We start from the raw sequence: 18,504 nt of genomic DNA, 5'->3' as shown, positions 1-18,504 counted from the left end.
GACTGTTGACTGTTGACTGTTGATTAATGTTATTGGTTATTTGTTATTAGCCACAGCAAAGGATTAACAAATGACAACTGACAATTGCCCACTGACAACTGACAATTACCCACTGACAACAGTCAACTGTCAACAATCAACAGTCAACTAACTTATCTTCTCTTCCACCAGATAGCGCCACCAATTCCCAGTCCGAGTAAAGGCCAAATTAGCCAAGCTAAAACCAGCAATCCTACTTGAATGGCCGTCATGTTAAGGCGGCGGTTGGTAGCTTTTTTCGGACTAATAGAAAAGCTTTGCTGGTCGGGTTTACTCAACCAACTGACTGAATTGAGAAACACGTCGCTATTGAGTTGTTGGTCAAACCAACCGTTAGTCACAAATTGAGATGTGCCAATTACTACCATTCGCGATGTTTTTCCAGAAGCTGAAGGTACAGAAGGAGTTGTGGTTGGACTGGGAGATGCTGTGGGAGATGCTGCGGGAGATGCTGCGGGTGTTGGTGTTGGCGAACTTTCTGCCGATTCTGTGGGAAATTCTGTGGGAAATTCTGTGGGAGATGCTGCCGGTGTTGGCGAAGTCGTCGGTAATGCTGGAGGCGTAGCTTCTTGCGAGACAATCACCGAATAGCTGATTGGGGAAGCTGTTGGCGAAGTTGTCGGTGATGGTGAAGTTGTTGGCGATGGGAAAGTTGTCGGTGATGGGAAAGTTGTCGGTGATGGCGAAGTTGTCGGTGATGGTGAAGTTGTCGGCGATGGTGAATCTGTTGGCGATGGGAAAGTTGTCGGTGATGGCGAAGTTGTCGGTGATGGTGAATCTGTTGGCGATGGGAAAGTTGTCGGTGATGGTGAATCTGTCGGCGATGGGAAAGTTGTCGGTGATGGCGAAGTTGTCGGTGATGGTGAATCTGTCGGCGATGGGAAAGTTGTCGGTGATGGTGAATCTGTCGGCGATGGTGAATCTGTCGGCGATGGTGAATCTGTCGGCGATGGTGAATCTGTCGGTGAGGCTTGGGGTGAAGGCGAGGGCGAAGTTGGTGTTGGTGAAGGTGAGGGCTTTAAGGGAGTGCTGTCAGTGGACGATCGAACTAAAGCTACACCTAATAATAGCGGGCCTTGTCGATCGGTCTTTTGATCGAACTCCAATTTCTTAGTCGTCAAATCGCTTTCCGCCCAACTTTCCTGACTCGTCCAAATCAGCGGTTTTTCCTCTATCCCTGCTACTGGCGAGGTTTCCACAGCACGCGCAAATGGATAAAATGAAATACCGTTGCCAAAACTTTGAGTAATCGGATGTTCGCCGTAGCGCCTGACTGTGGGAACCGTAGGGCCCAGGCCAAATCTTTGACCAGTGCCCGAAGCATCGATGGCCAAACGGGTGTCTAGTTTGACCCCCCATTCTTGCAGCAACTTGTCCAATCCCGTATCAGTTGCCGGGTCTACCATTAACAATACACTGCCGCCGCGATCGAGATAAGCTCTTAGTGCTTTAATTTCTGCATCGGAAAACGGTTTGTCCTGCCCAGGAATGATTAAAGCATCTGCATCTTCTGGCACTTCTTTGCGTTCGGTCAAATTCAGCGTTTGGGCGTTGTAGTATTTATCTTTTAGAGCTTTTTCAGCTTGCTGAATTCCGCCTTGACCTTCCTGTAGCGGGCGGGCTCCTTTGCCTTGCAAAAAGTAAACTGTAGCAACGCGAGTGCTCAGGATTTCTTCTAAGGCATTGGTAAGTTTGATCTCTGAAAGACCTTGATTTGGGTCGCTACCGAAAGCAGTGCCACCTTTTTGCAGAACTTGTTTTTTGTCGCCGGATTGCAGGTAAACTTCCCCGATGCTGGTAATGCTAAATTCCCGCGCTTTTCCAGGTTGGGCTAGCGGGTCAACAAACTCGAATTGAAACTTTTGGCCTCCCTCGCGTTTGTAGTTTTGCAGCAATTCTTTGATTTGGGGATTTTGGGTGGGGTCAAATACCCAAACTTTGACTGTTTGTTGCAGGTTTCGCAGTATTTGTTGAGTCTGCGGGGCGAGGGTAAATTGTTGGCTTTCGGTTAAGTCGATGCGAACGGGATAGCGAACGGCTATGAAGTTAATTACTCCGAGAATCACAAAGACGGCGAGGGTGGCAATCAGGGCGTTGGTGCTGGCTTGAGTGGAACGCTGCCCCCAAAAGCTTTGTTCGTAACTCAAATATAGCAGCCAAAGTGCGATCGTCACTGCTCCGGCAATAACTAAACCGACTGTCAGGGGGTCCCATACTCCAGATACAAGTGCTGCTGTTACCCCCGCTGCGATGAGGAGGGGGCCCAGCAAAAAAACGTATTTCCAATTTGTTTTGCTAATTTTCATAATGTAAATATTGAGGGAAAAAATTCCGGTTCGAGGATGTTATTCTATATCGCATTAGCCTGCAACCATGCTGTTAAATCTGACGGCTTGTTGAAATCGATCACGGCATCTCCTAGTTCTTCTAATTCTTGTATACCTAATTGACGGATGCAGTTTTCGGTTTCCGGTTGTATTGTGCCTAAACGTCGCACTAGCTGACGCAATATTAACGATAGTTGAGCGGTTTTTGTCATCTGTTCTCTTGCTAAATCTATGGCAATCTGCTGGTCTTGAATCCACAGTTCTTGCTTCTGCAATTCATTTAATTCTTCCGGACTGAAGTTGTCCTCGCTGGCAATTCTAAAAGCTTTCTGAATTTCGGGAACTGCACTGAGTGTTTCTGGTACTGTCTCCAGAGTGCTAGTATTTTCGAGAAAGTAAATCCATTGGTCGGCTGTTGTTTCTAATTCTGCTAATTCCTTGCTAAATTTTGGCAGTTCGATAAATACTAATTCTATTGCAGTATCGGGACACTCAAATTGTTGCTCTTTTTCTTGAAACACAAACCGAGACATAAATTCCGGCTGATTTTCAAACATTTCAAAGTCGGCAATTTTCAAGGAAATTACTGTTTTTAGCCTTTCGTAGCGTTCTTTTCCTGTTAATTGCTGGCTGTAGCTTTTGGCAGCGTTGTACAAAACTCTATTCCCGAAGGAAGGCACGTTGATCAGTTGAATTTCAACGAGGGCGATTCTGTCGCCGTTAATTGTGGCTTTGACATCTAGGTGTGTCTCTTGGGTTGCGACAGTTTGAGGTTCTGGTGGGGAGTCGATTATTTCTAAGTCTTCGATGACCGGCTGTGCTTCATAAAGGATGGCGTTTAAAAAATTAATCAGGATGTCTTTGCTGTCGCTGGAACCGAATATTTTTTTGAACGCAAAGTCGATTTTGGGATTAATAAATCTCATTTTTCAAGTAATTAGTGGAATAACTAACATTAATTGGGAATTAGGAACTGGGAATGGGGAATTGGTGGCCTCTCGTTTAATCTCCGAATCTCCGACTCTCCCCTCTTTATTCCCGGAACCCTTCCTTGATTTTTCTAAGAACGCTGATATCGCAAGGCATCGATGGATTGGGCGGTTAGAAATACTCCTAAAATGATGTAACTGGCAAACATAATTAAACTGGTGGTATCAAAAACTCCCTTGACAAGATTGGTGTAATGTGTTAGGAGCGACAAATGTCCTAATGCTGTTCCAAAGGGGCCACCGAGAGCGACGGCGGCTGCATCGATCACCCAGAGAAATAATACTAGAGCGAAGGTGAGGATGGCGGATAAAATTGTGCTGTCGGTGAGGGAGGAAATAAACATTCCCAGGGATAATACTCCTGCTGCTAGTAATATTAAGCCGCCGTGTCCTAGCAGAATAACTCCCAGGGGTACGGGTGGGTTTGAGGAACTGAGGGCGATCGCCTCGCAGAACAGCAGGGGCAGCAACATTGTGGTATAAAATGTTAAAACACCGAGGAGTTTGCCGGTAGCAACGGCCCAGTTTGTTAAGGGCGATGTGGCTAATAGTTCTAAGGTTCCACGTTTGCGTTCTTCTGCGTAAAGTCCCATTGAGAGTGCGGGTAATACGAACAAGGAAAGGGAACCCATTATTCGCAGGAAGAGTTGCAGGAATTCGTAGGCTACGTCGATGGGAGGTTCGGTAATTCCCATTTGGTCTCGCTGACCAATTTGGGGAATTAACCCGTCGGGGGCGAGGAGGATGGCTATCAAAAAGTAGCCTGTGATTAGCCAAAAGACTGCTGCTATGGCATAGGCTAATGGTGAGGCAAAATAGCTTTGTAGTTCTTTGCGGTAAATTGCGATAATATTACTAATCATTACTAACATTTAGGAATTGGGAATGGGTAATTGGGCATTGGTAATTGGTTCATTCTGAGTCGCCTGCGGGTGGTGTTTCGGTGCCGTCGCTATCCTGTTTTTTTCTTTCTATTTGTCGCTTTTTGGTAACAGGTGGCTGTTCTAGTTGAGAATCGCTAGTCGGTTGTGGCTTTTTTTTAAGTGGCCGTTTTTTTACAACTGGTTGGGATTCTGGTTGAGAAGGTTGGCTCGACTTTGGTGTTTCTGAAACTTCGAGATTTTCGACAACCGGTTCTGGTTGAGAAGGTTGGCTCGACTTTGGTGTTTCTGAAACTTCGAGATTTTCGACAACCGATTCTGGCTGAGAAGGTTGGCTTGACTTTGGTGTTTCTGAAACTTCGAGATTTTCGACAATCGGTTCTGGTTGAGAAGGTTGGCTCGACTTTGGTGTTTCTGAAACTTCGAGATTTTCGACAATCAGTTCTGGTTGAGAATGCTCGTCGATCGACTTTGGTGTTTGTGAAACTTCGAGATTTTCGACAACCGGTTCGGGTTGAGAAGGTTGGCTCGACTTTGGTGTTTCTGAAACTTCGAGATTTTCGCCAACCGGTTCTGGTTGAGAAGGTTGGCTCGACTTTGGTGTTTCTGAAACTTCGAGATTTTCGACAATCGGTTCTGGTTGAGAAGGTTGGCTCGACTTTGGTGAATCTAAAATCGGTTCGGCTTCTGGTTGAGAATGCTCGATCGACTTTGGTGAATCTAAAATCGGTTCGGATTCTGGTTGAGAAGGCTCGATCGACTCTACTGTTTCTACAATAAGTAGATTTTCGACAATCGGTTCTGGTTGAGGATGCTCGATCGACTCTACTGTTTCTACAATAAGTAGATTTTCGACAATCGGTTCTGGTTGAGGATGCTCGATCGACTCTACTGTTTCTATAATGAGTAGATTTTCGACAATCGGTTCTGGTTGAGGATGCTCGATCGACTCTACCGTTTCTACAATAAGTAGATTTTCGACAATCGGTTCTGGTTGAGGATGCTCGATCGACTCTACTGTTTCTACAATAAGTAGATTTTCGACAATCGGTTCTGGTTGAGGATGCTCGATCGATTCTACCGTTTCTGAAACTTCTAGATTTTCGACAATCGGTTCTGGCTGAGAAGGCTCGATCGACTCTACCGTTTCTACAATAAGTAGATTTTCGACAATCGGTTCTGGTTGAGGATGCTCGATCGACTCTACTGTTTCTACAATGAGTAGATTTTCGACAACCGGTTCTGGCTGAGAAGGCTCGATCGACTCTACCGTGTCTGAAACTTCTAGATTTTCGATCTTTTCTGGTTGAGAATGCTCGATCGACTCTACTGTTTCTACAATAAGTAGATTTTCCACAACCGGTTCTGGTTGAGGATGTTCTATCGACTCTTGTCTTTCTACAGTTTCCAGAAAATCTGCCACTGGTTGCATTCCTGGTTCTAAATCGCTTATTTCCTCTGCTGTTTCTGTAATTGGCTCGGATTCTGGTTGAGAATAGTCGATCGACTCTTGCCTTTCGACAATCGGTTCTGGTTCATGATGCTCGATCGACTCTACTGTTTCTGAAACTTCTAGATTTTCGACAATCGGTTCTGGTTGATGATGCTCGATCGACTCTACTGTTTCTACAACTGGTTCAGATTCTGGTTGAGGATGCTCGATCGACTCTACTGTTTCTACAACTTGCAGATTTTCGACAATCGGTTCTGGTTGAGGATGCTCGATCGACTCTACTGTTTCTACAACTTGCAAATTTTCGACAATCGGTTCTGGTTGAGGATGCTCGATCGACTCTACTGTTTCTACAACTGGTTCTGATTCTGGTTGAGGATGCTCGATCGACTCTACTGTTTCTACAACTTGCAGATTTTCGACTATCGGTTCTGGTTGAGGATGCTCGATCGACTCTACGGTTTCTGAAACTTCTAGATTTTGGACAATCGGTTCTGGTGGAGAAGGTTCTATCGGGAGTATCTCACTTTTGTAAAAAACATTTTTTACAAAAGTGAGCATCCTGCTTGCTTGTTTAGATATCTGTAGCGAGTAAGATGATCTGGTTCCTGTGACACCCAAACTGAGATGCTTCCCTTTTATCGGCTGTACGGTTTCTGGAACTGGTTCTGATTCTGGTTGAGGATGTTCTCTCAACTCTACGGTTTCTGCAACTGGTTCTGATTCTGGTTGAGGATGTTCTCTCAACTCTACGGTTTCTGGAACTGGTTCTGATTCTGGTTGAGGATGTTCTCTCAACTCTACGGTTTCTGCAACTGGTTCTGATTCTGGTTGAGGATGTTCTCTCAACTCTACGGTTTCTGGAACTGGTTCTGATTCTGGTTGAGGATGTTCTCTCAACTCTACGGTTTCTGCAACTGGTTCTGATTCTGGTTGAGGATGTTCTCTCAACTCTACGGTTTCTGCAACTGGTTCCGATGCTGAATGAGAATCATAAAGCAACTCTTCAGTTTCTAGAACTGGTTCCGATGCTGAATGAGAATCATAAAGCAACTCTTCAGTTTCTGGAACGGGTTCCGATGCTGAATGAGAATCATAGATAGACTCTTGCCGATCTGAAACTTGCAGATTTTCGATAATCGGTTGCGATTCGGATCGATGAGAATCCGTGATCGAGTCTTGAATTTCTGCAGCTTCTTGCAGATTTCGATCGACCTCTGGTTCGGTGTGAACCAGATTTTCTTCCGGTTTCTTTTCAGCCGCTGTCAGCCTTAAAAACACATCTTCCAGAGTAGCGCGAGAGCGACGCATTTCGCAGAGTCCGAATCCAGAGGCGAGGATAGCTGCGGCAATTTCTCGTCCGGGTTCTATGTCGGCTTCGCACAATGCCCGCAGGCGGTAACGACCCACTAAAAATTGATTGTTTGGAATCAATTCGACCGATCGAACTCCCGGCAAATTTTCCACAGAAGGCAACAGCAGACTGTTTACCAAATCACCCTCGCCTTCAACTTCGACTTCGTAGCCCTCTCCCACCGCCAACTCTCCCATCAAATTTTCGGGAGTACCCGCAGCGACGATTTTACCGCGATTGATGATGGTGACGCGGTTGCAAGTCATGCTGACTTCCGGCAGAATGTGTGTGGAAAGGATGATTGTGTGCTGGCCGCCAAGACTTTTGATTAAATTGCGGACTTCGATGATTTGTCGGGGGTCGAGGCCGACGGTTGGTTCGTCTAAGATAATGACCGGCGGATCGTGGACGATCGCCTGCGCGATACCGACGCGCTGCCGAAATCCTTTAGAAAGCTTGCGGATTAAAACTTTGCGTTTATCAACCAGGCCGCAGCGTTCGATCGCGGAGGTAACTCGTCGCGCGCGATCACCTGCAGGTACTTGCTTAATCCTGGCGACAAAAAACAGAAACCCTTCCACAGTCATTTCTGGATACAGTGGCGGGTTTTCCGGCAGATAGCCGATTCGCTGTCTGACTGCCATCGAGTTTTCGTGAACATCCAGGCCGGCGATGCGGGCCGTACCGCTGGATGCCGGCAAATATCCCGACAAAATCCGCATCGTTGTGGTTTTGCCCGCGCCGTTTGGCCCCAAAAAACCGAGAATTTCTCCTGATTCGACCGAAAAAGACACGTCCGCGATCGCTGCGGTCGAACCGTAAGTTTTGCTTAAGTGTTCTACTTCAATCATTTGTCAGAAGTCACGCAATTTTAGATTTTAGATTTTAGATTTACTTTGCCAACCACAGGCGGGACGCCTGTTCCACCAAGTGGAGAGTCCCGCCCGATCGGCGGGTCGATCGAATTTATGGCGAAATTTTTAATTTGATTTTGTCTTCCAGTGTAGTCTGGCAAGAACCAAATCTATCATAAGGGTCGATCGGACTTTGAAACAAAATGCTAGGTAGTAGGGTGCCCAGGGCGGAAACGATTAGCCGATGTACATCGAATCGCTACCAACTGACGCACCCTACCAGTAGATTCTTTGCCTAACCGAGCCCTCAAGTAGCTGGCTTCGCTACAGACGCGGGGCTGTTTCTAGCTTGAGTAGCGCTTACGCGCCCCTCCGCCTAACGCGCCTTCGCGGTTCGTTCAAAAAAATCTCAACTCCTTTTCCAAATCTTGATTTCCCCCAACCAACCCGCACTAACAATAGTCTTACCGTCGCTGCTAATCGCCACAGCACTAACGTAGCCAGCATGACCGCTCAAATTACCTCTCAATTCGCCCGATCGCACATCCCAAAGTCTCACACTCTTATCCCAACTGCCAGTAACCAGCGTAGTGCCATCCCGACTGAATGCCACCGACCAAACTCCGTCGGTATGCCCGCTTAAACGCCTAATTAACTGTCCATTTCCGGCATTCCACAAACCGATTGTACCATTGCTGTTTCCCGCCGCTAAACTTTTGCCGTCGGGAGTAAAAGCTAGCGACAAAACAGACAAGTTTTTGCCGCTAATCGTGCGAATTGCTTGGCCTGTAGCTAAATTCCACAACTTAATTGAACCGTCTTTGCTGCCACTAGCTAAAGTTTTGTTGTCGGGACTAATTGCAACAGCATTCACCAACCCAGAATGCCCGGTCAAAGTCCGCAGCAATTGCCCCGTTTTCGGGTTCCAAATCTTAATCGTTTTGTCCCAACTACCGCTGGCTACAAATTGACCGTCGGGACTAACGGCAACGCTCGAAACTGCATTGGAATGCCCGCTTAAAGTGCGTACAGCCGCGCCAGTTTCTAAATTCCAAATTTTCACAGTTTTGTCGTCGCTGGCACTAGCTAAAACCTTGCCATCCGCACTCGCGGCCAATGCGTTTACTGCTTCCGTGTGTCCTTGCAGGGTAGTTTTTAATTGCCCGCTGGGAAAATTCCAAACTGAGATTGTGCCGTTGCTATTTCCTGTAGTAAAATAAGCTGAAGCTAGGGCAAGGGAACTGACAACTTCTGAAGGCCCTTTGAGGGTATTTGTGGCAGCAAAGGCGATCGCACTTGCGGGCGTGCGAGGCGCATTATTCGCCGGAGTTTTCGGGTTTCCCGCAGTAGGAGATTGGGGAACTACTGGCAGCGAAACACTCGATCGCCATTTCCTGAAAGTATTAATTTCTATCCCCGCCGCCACAATTTTATCAGAGTTATCCTCTAACCTGACAATGCCGTTAATTGCGACAACTCGCCCTGCATCGTCGAGCACCGGGCCGCCACTCATGCCCGCTCTCACTAAGTTGTTGTATACCAAAGTATAGCCGTTCCAGGGAGTTTGGCGACCGGTAAGCTGACCTTCGGTGGCGAGAAAAATCGGCTGTCTCAGAGAACCGCCGGATATCGGCCAGCCGGCCACATAAGCTTTGTTTCCCTTAGTTGCTGCGGAATTGGCTAATTGAGCCAGGGGATAGCTTTGAGCGCTGCTGAAGGGCACGACGGCTAAATCCATCCCTGGCACTCGCCGCACGAGGCTATAGTATACAGAGTGAGCTTTGCCGTCAGGAGTTACGACCTCGTAATCGCCGGCTTTATCGACAACGTGCCAGTTTGTGAGAATATAGTATGTGCTGCCTTTTTTCTCTAAAATTACTCCTGAACCGCCTTTTGGCCCCTGGATGCGAACAGTAATTTGTTGGGCAACGGTTTTAACTTTGTCGGCGGTTAATGCTAGGGCAATTTGAGGTGATGTCAGTGGGATGAGGGCGATCGAACTCAGGGCGATCGTAGCACTCAAAATAGCCGGAATTGTTCTGCTGTAATTCATTATTGTGTCAATTTAACATACCCACATATCAACTGACGGATAACTTTTCCGGTTTGTGGCATATTGACGGTTGACAACGCCAAAACGCCTGCGCGATCGAACTTTCGACATTCGCACAAGCCTCACAATATTTGACACAGCCGTCTGGCTAGCAGAAAAATTTAGAATCGGGAACCGCACCTAGCCTCAACAATAGCCACTGGCTGATCTCTATTCTTTTCTCGGCAAATCAGAATTTGAGCCAAACGCTGATCGGAATAATACCCATTAGCCATCCAGCCGAGGGGTGCGCCTGCGATCGCGCCGACTGCTAAACCAGTGATCAGGCTCCAAACAAGATGCTTTCGGGCGATCGGGTTTTGTTGCATAAAAATTTATCCTAAACACTTAACTTTAGCAAAAATACCACAAATAAAATTTACTTTCTTCCTCCTATTTACTTATTTCCTAAGTAGTAACCCACCCTAAGTAGGGTGCGAATTACGCACCTTACTGAGTAGGTAGGCTGCCCAATTTTATGCTAAATCAAACAGCAAAATTTCTGCATCTGCTGCCGCTTCAATCACCACCTCAGCCTCGCCACTAACCGCCGCAGCGTCGCCATTTTTCAAAGGCAAACCGTTGAGCAAAACCGAGCCGCGAGCAACTTGCACCCAAGCGTGGCGATTCGGCTGCAAAGCATGAGAAACCCGCGAGTCTTTATCCAAAACAGCCGCATACAAATCCACATCTTGATGCACTTTCACAGCACCCTCTCTCGCATCTCGTGCCGCCACTAAGCGTAGTTTTCCGCGCCTTTCTGCTAGGGGAAAATCCCGCTGCTCGTAACTCGGCGGCAAGCCTTTTGTATCGGGTAAAAGCCAGATTTGCAGCAAATGAACCGGGTCTGTTTGCGAGTTATTGAACTCGCTGTGCTGGATACCTGTACCCGCAGTCATCCGCTGCACTTCACCGGGTTTAATCACTGCACCAGTACCCAAACTGTCCTTGTGTTCTAATGCTCCTTCTAATACATAAGTAATGATTTCCATGTCGCTGTGTCCGTGAGTACCGAAACCTTTGCCGGGGCTAACGACATCCTCATTAATTACCCGCAAAGATCGAAAATTCATATAATTTGGATCGTAATAGCCAGCAAAAGAAAATGTGTGGTAACTGTCCAGCCAACCGTGATTAGCGTGTCCTCTTGCTTCACTTTTTCTGACGGTAATCATTTGCTGAATCCTCAGTGTAATTTATCGGGTGTTTCTTTGATGTTTTTATTTTAAACCGAGTCAAGTTATTATGGATAGTACGCACTTAAAAGTGCGATACTTACCAAAAAGATACTATGCAAGTCCAAGAAGTAAAGGTCGATCGAGCAAATTGCCCTGTAGAACGCACTCTAGAGGTGATTGGCGGGCGCTGGAAAGTCTTGATTCTGCGGGAGTTGTTTCAAGGAGTGAAGCGCTTTAACGAGCTGCAACGAGCTGTCAACGGCATTACTCAGAAGATGCTGACGCAGCAACTGCGGGAAATGGAATCAGACGCGATCGTGCACCGGGAAATTTACCGGCAAGTGCCGCCAAAAGTTGAATATTCGCTAACGCCTTTGGGCGAAAGTCTCAAACCGATTATTAATGCCATGCACGAATGGGGAATTCAGCATATTAGCGAAGATGGAAAATGAGCGGTTTCTAGATGTTTTTTTCCGTCTTCCGACAGATTTCAAACTTTCAACCTAGTTCAACAATAATAATATGAACAACATAGAGCGTCTCGCCACCCTCAACCGCATCCGCAAACTCAGCCGCCTGATGGATACCGCCATTGGCATCCCCGGTACTAAATTTCGCATTGGTTTAGACCCCATTATCGGTTTAGTTCCCGGTGCGGGCGACATAGTAGATACCGCGTTTTCCGCCTACCTAATTTATTTAGCAACTCGATTCAACCTTCCCCAAAAAACTCTAGGGAAAATGATTTACAACATCGGTCTAGAAGCCGTGGTTGGTTCAGTACCTTTAGTAGGAGATATCTTCGATGCTTTTTATAAATCAAACATGAGAAATCTGGCGCTTTTAGAAGCACACCTCGAAGAAGTTGAACCGGAACTAGCCGCAGTTGCAGAACCTATTCCTCAACCTATTAAAATGTAGGAGCTGGTTTCACAAACAATAATTGTAAATAACCAACAATCTCTCAAACCCTTCCCCATCAAACGAAAAACCGCAATGTACATTTTCCGCATTCGATCCAAATGTAATGTTGATGCGGGTTCTGTTGGGGGGCGGGTTTATCTAGATTGTTGGTACTCGTCAGATATTATTCGTAAAACTCGCCCTTACGAAATAATTACTGATGTCGTTTAACAGCGTCCACCAAAGCAATAACATCCGCTTCCAGAGTATTAAAAGCCGTTACCAGTCTAACAGTACATTCATCCCACCGATAAAACAGAAAACCCTCAGCTAAAACCGATGCAATTACCGATTCGGGAAGTTGAATAAAAATCTCGTTGGCTTCAACCCGATGGCAAAACTTCGCTCCCTCAACTCCCGCCAAACCTTCGGCTAATTTGGCTGCCATATTATTTGCATGAGCCGCATTTTTCAGCCACAAATCATCCGTGATATACGCTTCCAACTGCGCCGACAAAAACCTCATTTTCGAGAAAAGATGCCCGCTGCGCTTGCGGTAAAAAGGGAAAGTCTTTGCTAATTCTTGATTAAAAAAAACCACAGCTTCCGCCGCCATTGCGCCGTTTTTTGTCGCTCCAAACGATAGAATATCTACACCAGCGCGCCAAGTGACATCCGCCGGAGAACAGCCCAAACTGACAACAGCATTTGCAAAGCGAGCTCCATCCATGTGCAGGTGCAAATTGTGAGCGCGCACCACTTCCGAAATGTGGGAAATTTCCGCTGGATTGTAGACTGTCCCGGCTTCGGTTGCTTGAGTGATGGTGACGGCTGCCGGCTGTACGTGATGGACGACACCTGCACCAGCGCGATCGAGTATTTTTCCTAAAGTTTCTGCCTCTATTTTACCATGATTTCCTGTTACTGTAACTAACTTTGCACCGCCTGTAAAAAACTCCGGCGCGCCGCATTCATCTAGATTAATATGAGATTCCGCGTGACAGTAAACCGCCCCGTAAGGAGGAGTCATAACCGCAAGGGCCAGAGCATTAGCAGCAGAACCTGTTGCTACCGGAAAAACACTCACCGATGTCTCGAACAGATCCGAAAATTTAACTTGCAAACGCTGTGTATATTCATCATCTCCGTAAGACATCACAGCACCCGAATTAGCCGCTGCAATCGCAGCCATAATCTCCGGCGAAACCCCGGTTGCATTGTCGCTACAAAAATTCATTAGAATAATTGGTAAATAGAATCTATAATATAACTCAACACTCAGCAGTCAACACTCAAGCATTAAACTAAGAGGCAGAATTATGGCAGAATACCGCCAAATAGAATACCGAATCGGCAAAGACGGCAAAATTACCGAAACCGTCCTCAACGCCACCGGTTCTAGTTGCACCGAAACCACCGCCGGAATTGAAAAAGCCCTCGGAAAAGTAGAATCTCAAGACTTGCTGCCAGAATACTACCAAGGCGAAGAAAATTTGGTCGTTGAACAAACGCAGACTTTAAAACAAGTTTAGAAGAGTTAAAGATGTTTGATATCCTCGGTGCAACAGTTGATGCAACAACAGTGCCTGCCTTCAGCTTCGCGCTGGCTGTCGGGGGCATTTTTCTCATTTTAGTCTACCTTTATGCTGCATCTGAGGCGGGAGATGCGATCGAGTTTAAGTACGATAAAATTCTGCGGGAACGCATGAATCGGCTAGACATTCTCGATTGGCAAGACTTAGGCGAAAAAGCAGGCTTAAGTCGCTTTGGGGTTCGCTTAGTGCGGCAGGGAGACGTGGGAAAACTCACGGTAGACCAACTGAGACGGCTGGCAACAGTGCTGAATTTGAATTTTCAAGAGTTCGATCGCACTTTGCTCGCACTGCCCATATCGGCTACAATCACAACTCATCCCAGCGAAATTGAAGAATTGAGGCAGCAGTGTTTCCGGCTGCGATCAGAATTGCAGCAGCAAAAAGCTCAACTAACGGCCGATTTTCGCCGCGCTACCTTTGAACAGTTGCAAACTTTGTTAACAAACTATCCCGCCGCCCGCAAAATGGCAGAAGCCAAGCCGGATATGCCCGCCAAAAATCTCTCAGCTTTGTTTACTCCCTTAGAAAATCTCTTGTCAAGTTGGGATTTTGAAACGATTGGTTCTGCGTGGGAACAAACTGCTTACAATCCGCAGTTGCACCAGCCGGATGTTGAGGATATAACCGAAGGAGAATTAGTTTATATTCGGTTTGTCGGCTATCGAGAGGGAGAGCGAATTCTTACTCCTGCTAAAGTTAGTCGCACCCTTCCAGCGGGAATGAAAAATTAAATTTTAAATTTTAAATCAACATGACTACAGTTGCCATTGACTTCGGCACCAGCAATACGGTTGTCTGCATTCTTAACCCGGATACGAAAACACCAGAAACTTTGAGATTGGGCGACATCTCCCGGATTTTCAAAACTAATAGTTTGAGCGGAGATGTTCGAGAAATCTCTGTAGTGCCGACTTTAGTTTTTGTGAAAAATGCGGGAGAATTGGTGTTGGGAGAAAAAGTGCGATCGCAGCGTTTGGGGCAATCCCAGCCAGAGCGGTTTTTCAAAGCTTTTAAACGCAATTTAGCCGCCGACTTTCAGCCGCCGCCCCGCAATATCGACAGCGAAACCTACACACCCGAATCAGTAGCAGAACAGTTCATCACAAGTATTTGGAAACAATTATATTTACAAAATATACAGCCAGACAAAGTAATTTTTACAGTTCCCGTTGGAGCATTTGAGCGATATCTAGATTGGTTCCGCGACTTAGGAGAAAGTTTGGGAGTTGCGGAAGTTCAGGTAATAGATGAATCCACAGCCGCCGCCCTGGGATATGCAGTAAAACGCCCCGGTTCTTTAGTTTTAGTAGTTGATTTTGGCGGCGGAACTTTAGATTTAAGTTTAGTTCGCACTGCCCTAACCCCCCCCTTACCCCCCCTTACCAAGGGGGGGAGAAATCTCGCTCCCCCCCTTGACAAGGGGGGGCTGGGGGGGGTGCGTGCCGAAGTGTTGGCAAAATCCGATGCTTATGTAGGCGGCGAAGATATTGACATCTGGATTGTCGAAGATTATTTGCGGCAAATTGGTTCGTCGCGGGCAGAAGTCGGCCCAGTTGGCTGGCAAAACTTATTAGAAATAGCGGAAAAATTAAAAATTCAACTTTCTCAAGTTAATGAGGCGAAGGAAAGCTGGTTTGACGATGAAAATTTTATGTCTTACGACTTGCAGCTAAACCGAGACAAGCTTGAGGAAATTCTGGAATCTAGGCAGTTGTTAGAACAGTTGCGGGAAAGTTTAGATGAAGTGCTGAGTATTGCGCTAGGAAAAGGTATCGGCAAAGCAGATATCGAACAGGTTTTGCTGGTAGGAGGAACTTCTTTAATTCCGGCTATATCTAATTTAGTTGTTTCGTATTTTGGGCGGCAAAAAGTCCAAAGAGACAAGCCTTTTGAAGCAGTGGCACACGGTGCTTTAGCGTTGACACAATTGGTAAGTGTTGATGATTATTTGCGCCACAGCTATGCAATTCGCCTTTGGGAACCTTATGCTAAAGCTTATGCTTATTCGCCGATATTTAGCAAGGAAATGAAGTATCCCTGTCAAAGTTCCGAAGAGTTGACGCTGCAAGTGGCAATTGAAGGGCAAAGGGAAATTCGGTTAGATATTGGGGAAGTTGCGGAAGTATCGCAAGCGGAGGTTATTTTTAACGAAAAAGGGCAAATGACGAGCAGTTGGCTCAACAAACAGACGGATTTTCGCTCTTTGGACAGCCACCACCAGCAGGTTTGTGTGGCGCATTTGAACCCACCTGGGGTATTGGGAATTGACAGGGTTTCGGTGAGTTTTGAGGTGGATGAGAGGCGGGTTTTGTTGGCGACGGTGCGGGATTTGGTGACTGGTAAGGTGTTGGTGGAAAAAGGGGCGATCGCCAAACTGCAATAATGGTAAAATTTTTAGATAACATTCGGATCTGGAAATTGCTACTCCACAAACTCTCGTCTGGATGGTGCGCGGACTGAAGAATATCGCTTTAAATCAAATTTATGCCGCCATGAAAAAGCAACAAAATAAATTCAGCCACCTGACGGCCATCGAAAGAATTTCCCTGTCATTCCCGGCAAGATTTTTATTGGATAAAAACTTGCTGCAAGGCAAAGTCTTAGATTTTGGGTGCGGCTTCGGCAGCGATGTGAAATTGTTGCAGCAAAAAGGCTTCGATATTACGGGTTATGACCCTTATTATTTCCCGCAATTCCCGGAAGATAAATTCGACACCATCATTTGCTTTTATGTTTTGAATGTTTTGTTTCCTGAAGAACAAGCTAATGTCCTGATGGAAGTGTCGCACCTGTTGAAACCGGGAGGGAATGCGTATTTTGCGGTGAGAAGGGATATCAAAAAAGAAGGCTTTCGAGAACATTATGTCCACAAAAAACCTACATATCAGTGTATTGTCAAACTTCCCTTTAAGCCACTTCACCTAGATGAGTCTTGCGAAATTTACAAATACGTACATTACAACCATCAAAGAAATTCTACTAATAACTGCATATTCTGCAATCCGTATAAAAACCTAATCTTGCTAACTGAATCAGCAACAGCTTATGCGATGTTTGACGGTTATCCCGCCAGTAAAGGTCATGTTTTAATTATTCCCAAGCGTCACGTTGCCAATTATTTTGAACTGCCGTTTCGAGAGCAATCGGCTTGCTGGTTTATGGCTAATAAGGTACAAGAGATGTTAAGTAAAGAGTTTCAGCCTGACGGGTTTAATGTGGGAATCAATATTAATAAACAGGCTGGTCAAAGTCGCAGTCACGCGGCTATTCATGTTATCCCCCGTTATAAGGGCGATGCGGCTGGGAATAAAGGCGGAATTAGGTATGTGATTCCCAAGAGTGAAAAATAAAAGTTAGCCAATTGTGAAAGGAATTCTTTTTTACCGCAGAGGCGCAGAGAACACAGAGGAATAGAGAAGAGAGGAATTCATAATTTTTGTAAGGATTGTTATATTTGAGCAAACGGCGAGCAAAATAGAGTTAAAATGTGTTGGCAAGGTCGAAAACTACACATTAGCAGCAATTTGGTGTTCTGTTTATGTCTAAGCGCAAAAAGCAAGAATGGCTCAAGGAAACCCTAGAGCTCAAAGAAGACCACAATTGGAAGTCAAAGCCTGGAACTCGAATTTTTGTAGCAGGAAGAGGTGCAGTCCGCTTTGATGTCCCGGAAGATTGGCATTTTGAACCGGATACTAACTCGTTCCGATTTACGGATAAAAAGCCGCCGGATGATGATTGTCGTTTGGAGGTTTCGTTTAATTTGCTACCACCTGGTAACTGGGCAGATTTTCCGCTGGTGCCGCTATTACAGAAGGTAGTTGAAGATGAGACGCGGAATCCGATCGCTTTTGGGGAAATTATCCAATTGAAGCGGCAAACTGCCCGCATTGTTTGGACTGAATTTAAGTTTATCGACCCTCCAGAGCAGCGGGAAGCTTATTCGCGAATCTGTATTGGATTGGGTTCTAATGTTCAGTGTTTGATTACTTTTGATTACTGGGTTGACGATGCAGAGCGTTTGACTCCTGTCTGGGATACGGTGATGGATTCGTTAGTTCTGGGTTTGTTTATTAGCGACCCTCTAACGGGTTTCGCACGTCCAGACTAGACCGATTTTCTGCGAAACTTTCAACAACTAATTTTGCTAAGTGTTGAATTGGCAAGCCACCAGTCAGTAAATTTACAACCTACATTAAACTTTACAACCGCTTTGCCATGTAAATATCTGGCTTGCCAATTCCGTTGGCGTCGGGCATCACTCCCACGATCGCAAAACCCATTTTTTGATAAAATTCGTAGGGATGACCGCGCAAATTTTTAATTTGGGCGACGTGTTCCCAAACGTTAGGATAAAGATTGATGCCTGAAAGAGTTGTTTGATTGTCTTCGTCGTCGGTACCCACCCACAGCACGATCCCTCCCCGGTTTTTAACTTCTGCTGCTAAATCAGCTACGAGCGATCGACCAATTCCTTGTCTGCGAAATTCTGTTTTCACTACCAGCGGGTGCAGTTCCCAAACATTACCGTCATACTGTCTAATCCCGCCAATCCATCCCAAAACTTGATTGCTGTCGCCGACAGCAATTCGACTGATGCGATCGGCTCCTAAAGATTCTTGCACTTCTTGCAAAGCAGAATTTCTATCGGGCCAAGCACCGGGCCAATGCTCTTTAAAACCTTCAACTATTAATTTAGCTACCTGTTGAATTTTTGGCTCGTCGCCAGCACGCAAATCTGTAATTTGTACGTCCATGAATTTACATACTAAATCAAGGATTACGGACTAATACGCTCACAAACTGGATTTTATAACCGGGGTAAGTGGCCAAAACGAAATA

15 protein-coding genes and 1 pseudogene are annotated in these 18,504 nt (G+C 46.0%); 7 read left to right on the top strand and 9 right to left on the bottom strand.

Features of this window, described 5'->3' with window-relative positions; all coding sequences use genetic code 11:
* Positions 1-152 precede the first annotated feature (152 nt).
* The 7 genes and pseudogenes from D0A37_RS13990 to D0A37_RS13960 form a co-directional block, all read right to left on the bottom strand.
* Positions 153-2,345, bottom strand: a complete 2,193-nt coding sequence (locus tag D0A37_RS13990; RefSeq protein ID WP_242725003.1) for a GldG family protein — start codon at positions 2,343-2,345, stop codon at positions 153-155.
* Between the two features lie 44 nt (positions 2,346-2,389).
* Complete coding sequence (locus D0A37_RS13985) at positions 2,390-3,292, bottom strand: Rpn family recombination-promoting nuclease/putative transposase (protein ID WP_242725001.1); 903 nt, start codon at positions 3,290-3,292, stop codon at positions 2,390-2,392.
* A 134-nt stretch (positions 3,293-3,426) separates the two neighbouring features.
* A complete protein-coding gene (locus D0A37_RS13980; protein ID WP_242724998.1) occupies positions 3,427-4,227 on the bottom strand; it encodes an ABC transporter permease in 801 nt (266 codons plus the stop codon).
* Positions 4,228-6,823: 2,596 nt separating this feature from the next.
* Positions 6,824-7,894: pseudogene (locus D0A37_RS13975) on the bottom strand (ABC transporter ATP-binding protein); the annotation flags it as partial.
* Between the two features lie 412 nt (positions 7,895-8,306).
* Positions 8,307-9,950, bottom strand: a complete 1,644-nt coding sequence (locus D0A37_RS13970; RefSeq protein WP_242724995.1) for a WD40 domain-containing protein — start codon at positions 9,948-9,950, stop codon at positions 8,307-8,309.
* Between the two features lie 161 nt (positions 9,951-10,111).
* Positions 10,112-10,318, bottom strand: coding sequence for a hypothetical protein (locus D0A37_RS13965; RefSeq protein ID WP_242724992.1), 207 nt, complete (start codon positions 10,316-10,318; stop codon positions 10,112-10,114).
* A gap of 147 nt (positions 10,319-10,465) precedes the next feature.
* Positions 10,466-11,164, bottom strand: a complete 699-nt coding sequence (locus D0A37_RS13960) for a pirin family protein (protein WP_242724989.1) — start codon at positions 11,162-11,164, stop codon at positions 10,466-10,468.
* A gap of 116 nt (positions 11,165-11,280) precedes the next feature.
* Between D0A37_RS13960 and D0A37_RS13955 the strand changes: the two genes are divergently transcribed.
* Positions 11,281-11,619 carry a winged helix-turn-helix transcriptional regulator gene (locus D0A37_RS13955; RefSeq protein ID WP_242724986.1) on the top strand — a complete coding sequence of 113 codons (339 nt, stop codon included), beginning with the start codon at positions 11,281-11,283 and terminating at the stop codon, positions 11,617-11,619.
* 70 nt (positions 11,620-11,689) lie between these two features.
* Entirely contained in the window at positions 11,690-12,088 is a 399-nt protein-coding gene (locus D0A37_RS13950) for a DUF4112 domain-containing protein (protein WP_242724983.1), read from the top strand.
* 196 nt (positions 12,089-12,284) lie between these two features.
* On the opposite strand, the gene D0A37_RS13945 is transcribed toward D0A37_RS13950, so the two are convergent.
* On the bottom strand, positions 12,285-13,307 hold the full coding sequence (locus D0A37_RS13945; protein WP_242724980.1) for a threonine aldolase family protein: 1,023 nt from the start codon (positions 13,305-13,307) through the stop codon (positions 12,285-12,287).
* An 82-nt stretch (positions 13,308-13,389) separates the two neighbouring features.
* Here D0A37_RS13945 and D0A37_RS13940 point away from each other — a divergent pair, with 82 nt between their 5' ends.
* From D0A37_RS13940 to D0A37_RS13920, 5 genes are all read left to right on the top strand, one after another.
* A complete protein-coding gene (locus D0A37_RS13940) occupies positions 13,390-13,602 on the top strand; it encodes a DUF2997 domain-containing protein (RefSeq protein ID WP_006633566.1) in 213 nt (70 codons plus the stop codon).
* An 11-nt stretch (positions 13,603-13,613) separates the two neighbouring features.
* Positions 13,614-14,396, top strand: a complete 783-nt coding sequence (locus tag D0A37_RS13935; protein ID WP_242724976.1) for a nucleotide exchange factor GrpE — start codon at positions 13,614-13,616, stop codon at positions 14,394-14,396.
* A 20-nt stretch (positions 14,397-14,416) separates the two neighbouring features.
* Entirely contained in the window at positions 14,417-16,048 is a 1,632-nt protein-coding gene (locus D0A37_RS13930; RefSeq protein ID WP_242724974.1) for an Hsp70 family protein, read from the top strand.
* A 109-nt stretch (positions 16,049-16,157) separates the two neighbouring features.
* Positions 16,158-17,015: an HIT family protein gene (locus D0A37_RS13925; RefSeq protein ID WP_242724970.1), complete on the top strand. Its 858-nt coding sequence runs from the start codon at positions 16,158-16,160 to the stop codon at positions 17,013-17,015.
* Positions 17,016-17,203: 188 nt separating this feature from the next.
* Positions 17,204-17,773, top strand: coding sequence for an Alr1449 family protein (locus tag D0A37_RS13920; RefSeq protein ID WP_242724967.1), 570 nt, complete (start codon positions 17,204-17,206; stop codon positions 17,771-17,773).
* A gap of 91 nt (positions 17,774-17,864) precedes the next feature.
* On the opposite strand, the gene D0A37_RS13915 is transcribed toward D0A37_RS13920, so the two are convergent.
* Positions 17,865-18,419 carry a GNAT family N-acetyltransferase gene (locus D0A37_RS13915; RefSeq protein WP_242724964.1) on the bottom strand — a complete coding sequence of 185 codons (555 nt, stop codon included), beginning with the start codon at positions 18,417-18,419 and terminating at the stop codon, positions 17,865-17,867.
* Positions 18,420-18,504: the final 85 nt, after the last annotated feature.

The organism is Microcoleus vaginatus HSN003 (assembly GCF_022701255.1).
GTDB lineage: Bacteria > Cyanobacteriota > Cyanobacteriia > Cyanobacteriales > Microcoleaceae > Microcoleus > Microcoleus vaginatus_B.
Note: the sequence above shows the minus strand (reverse complement) of the source record. Positions and strands in the feature narration are given on the sequence as shown.

What these genes read in the sequence shown, in the direction of transcription:
- D0A37_RS13990 (WP_242725003.1), bottom strand. Translation starts at nt 2,345, where the DNA reads ATGAAAATTAGCAAAACAAATTGGAAATACGTTTTTTTGCTGGGCCCC.
- D0A37_RS13985 (WP_242725001.1), bottom strand. Translation starts at nt 3,292, where the DNA reads ATGAGATTTATTAATCCCAAAATCGACTTTGCGTTCAAAAAAATATTC.
- D0A37_RS13980 (WP_242724998.1), bottom strand. Translation starts at nt 4,227, where the DNA reads ATGTTAGTAATGATTAGTAATATTATCGCAATTTACCGCAAAGAACTA.
- D0A37_RS13970 (WP_242724995.1), bottom strand. Translation starts at nt 9,950, where the DNA reads ATGAATTACAGCAGAACAATTCCGGCTATTTTGAGTGCTACGATCGCC.
- D0A37_RS13965 (WP_242724992.1), bottom strand. Translation starts at nt 10,318, where the DNA reads ATGCAACAAAACCCGATCGCCCGAAAGCATCTTGTTTGGAGCCTGATC.
- D0A37_RS13960 (WP_242724989.1), bottom strand. Translation starts at nt 11,164, where the DNA reads ATGATTACCGTCAGAAAAAGTGAAGCAAGAGGACACGCTAATCACGGT.
- D0A37_RS13955 (WP_242724986.1), top strand. Translation starts at nt 11,281, where the DNA reads ATGCAAGTCCAAGAAGTAAAGGTCGATCGAGCAAATTGCCCTGTAGAA.
- D0A37_RS13950 (WP_242724983.1), top strand. Translation starts at nt 11,690, where the DNA reads ATGAACAACATAGAGCGTCTCGCCACCCTCAACCGCATCCGCAAACTC.
- D0A37_RS13945 (WP_242724980.1), bottom strand. Translation starts at nt 13,307, where the DNA reads ATGAATTTTTGTAGCGACAATGCAACCGGGGTTTCGCCGGAGATTATG.
- D0A37_RS13940 (WP_006633566.1), top strand. Translation starts at nt 13,390, where the DNA reads ATGGCAGAATACCGCCAAATAGAATACCGAATCGGCAAAGACGGCAAA.
- D0A37_RS13935 (WP_242724976.1), top strand. Translation starts at nt 13,614, where the DNA reads ATGTTTGATATCCTCGGTGCAACAGTTGATGCAACAACAGTGCCTGCC.
- D0A37_RS13930 (WP_242724974.1), top strand. Translation starts at nt 14,417, where the DNA reads ATGACTACAGTTGCCATTGACTTCGGCACCAGCAATACGGTTGTCTGC.
- D0A37_RS13925 (WP_242724970.1), top strand. Translation starts at nt 16,158, where the DNA reads ATGAAAAAGCAACAAAATAAATTCAGCCACCTGACGGCCATCGAAAGA.
- D0A37_RS13920 (WP_242724967.1), top strand. Translation starts at nt 17,204, where the DNA reads ATGTCTAAGCGCAAAAAGCAAGAATGGCTCAAGGAAACCCTAGAGCTC.
- D0A37_RS13915 (WP_242724964.1), bottom strand. Translation starts at nt 18,419, where the DNA reads ATGGACGTACAAATTACAGATTTGCGTGCTGGCGACGAGCCAAAAATT.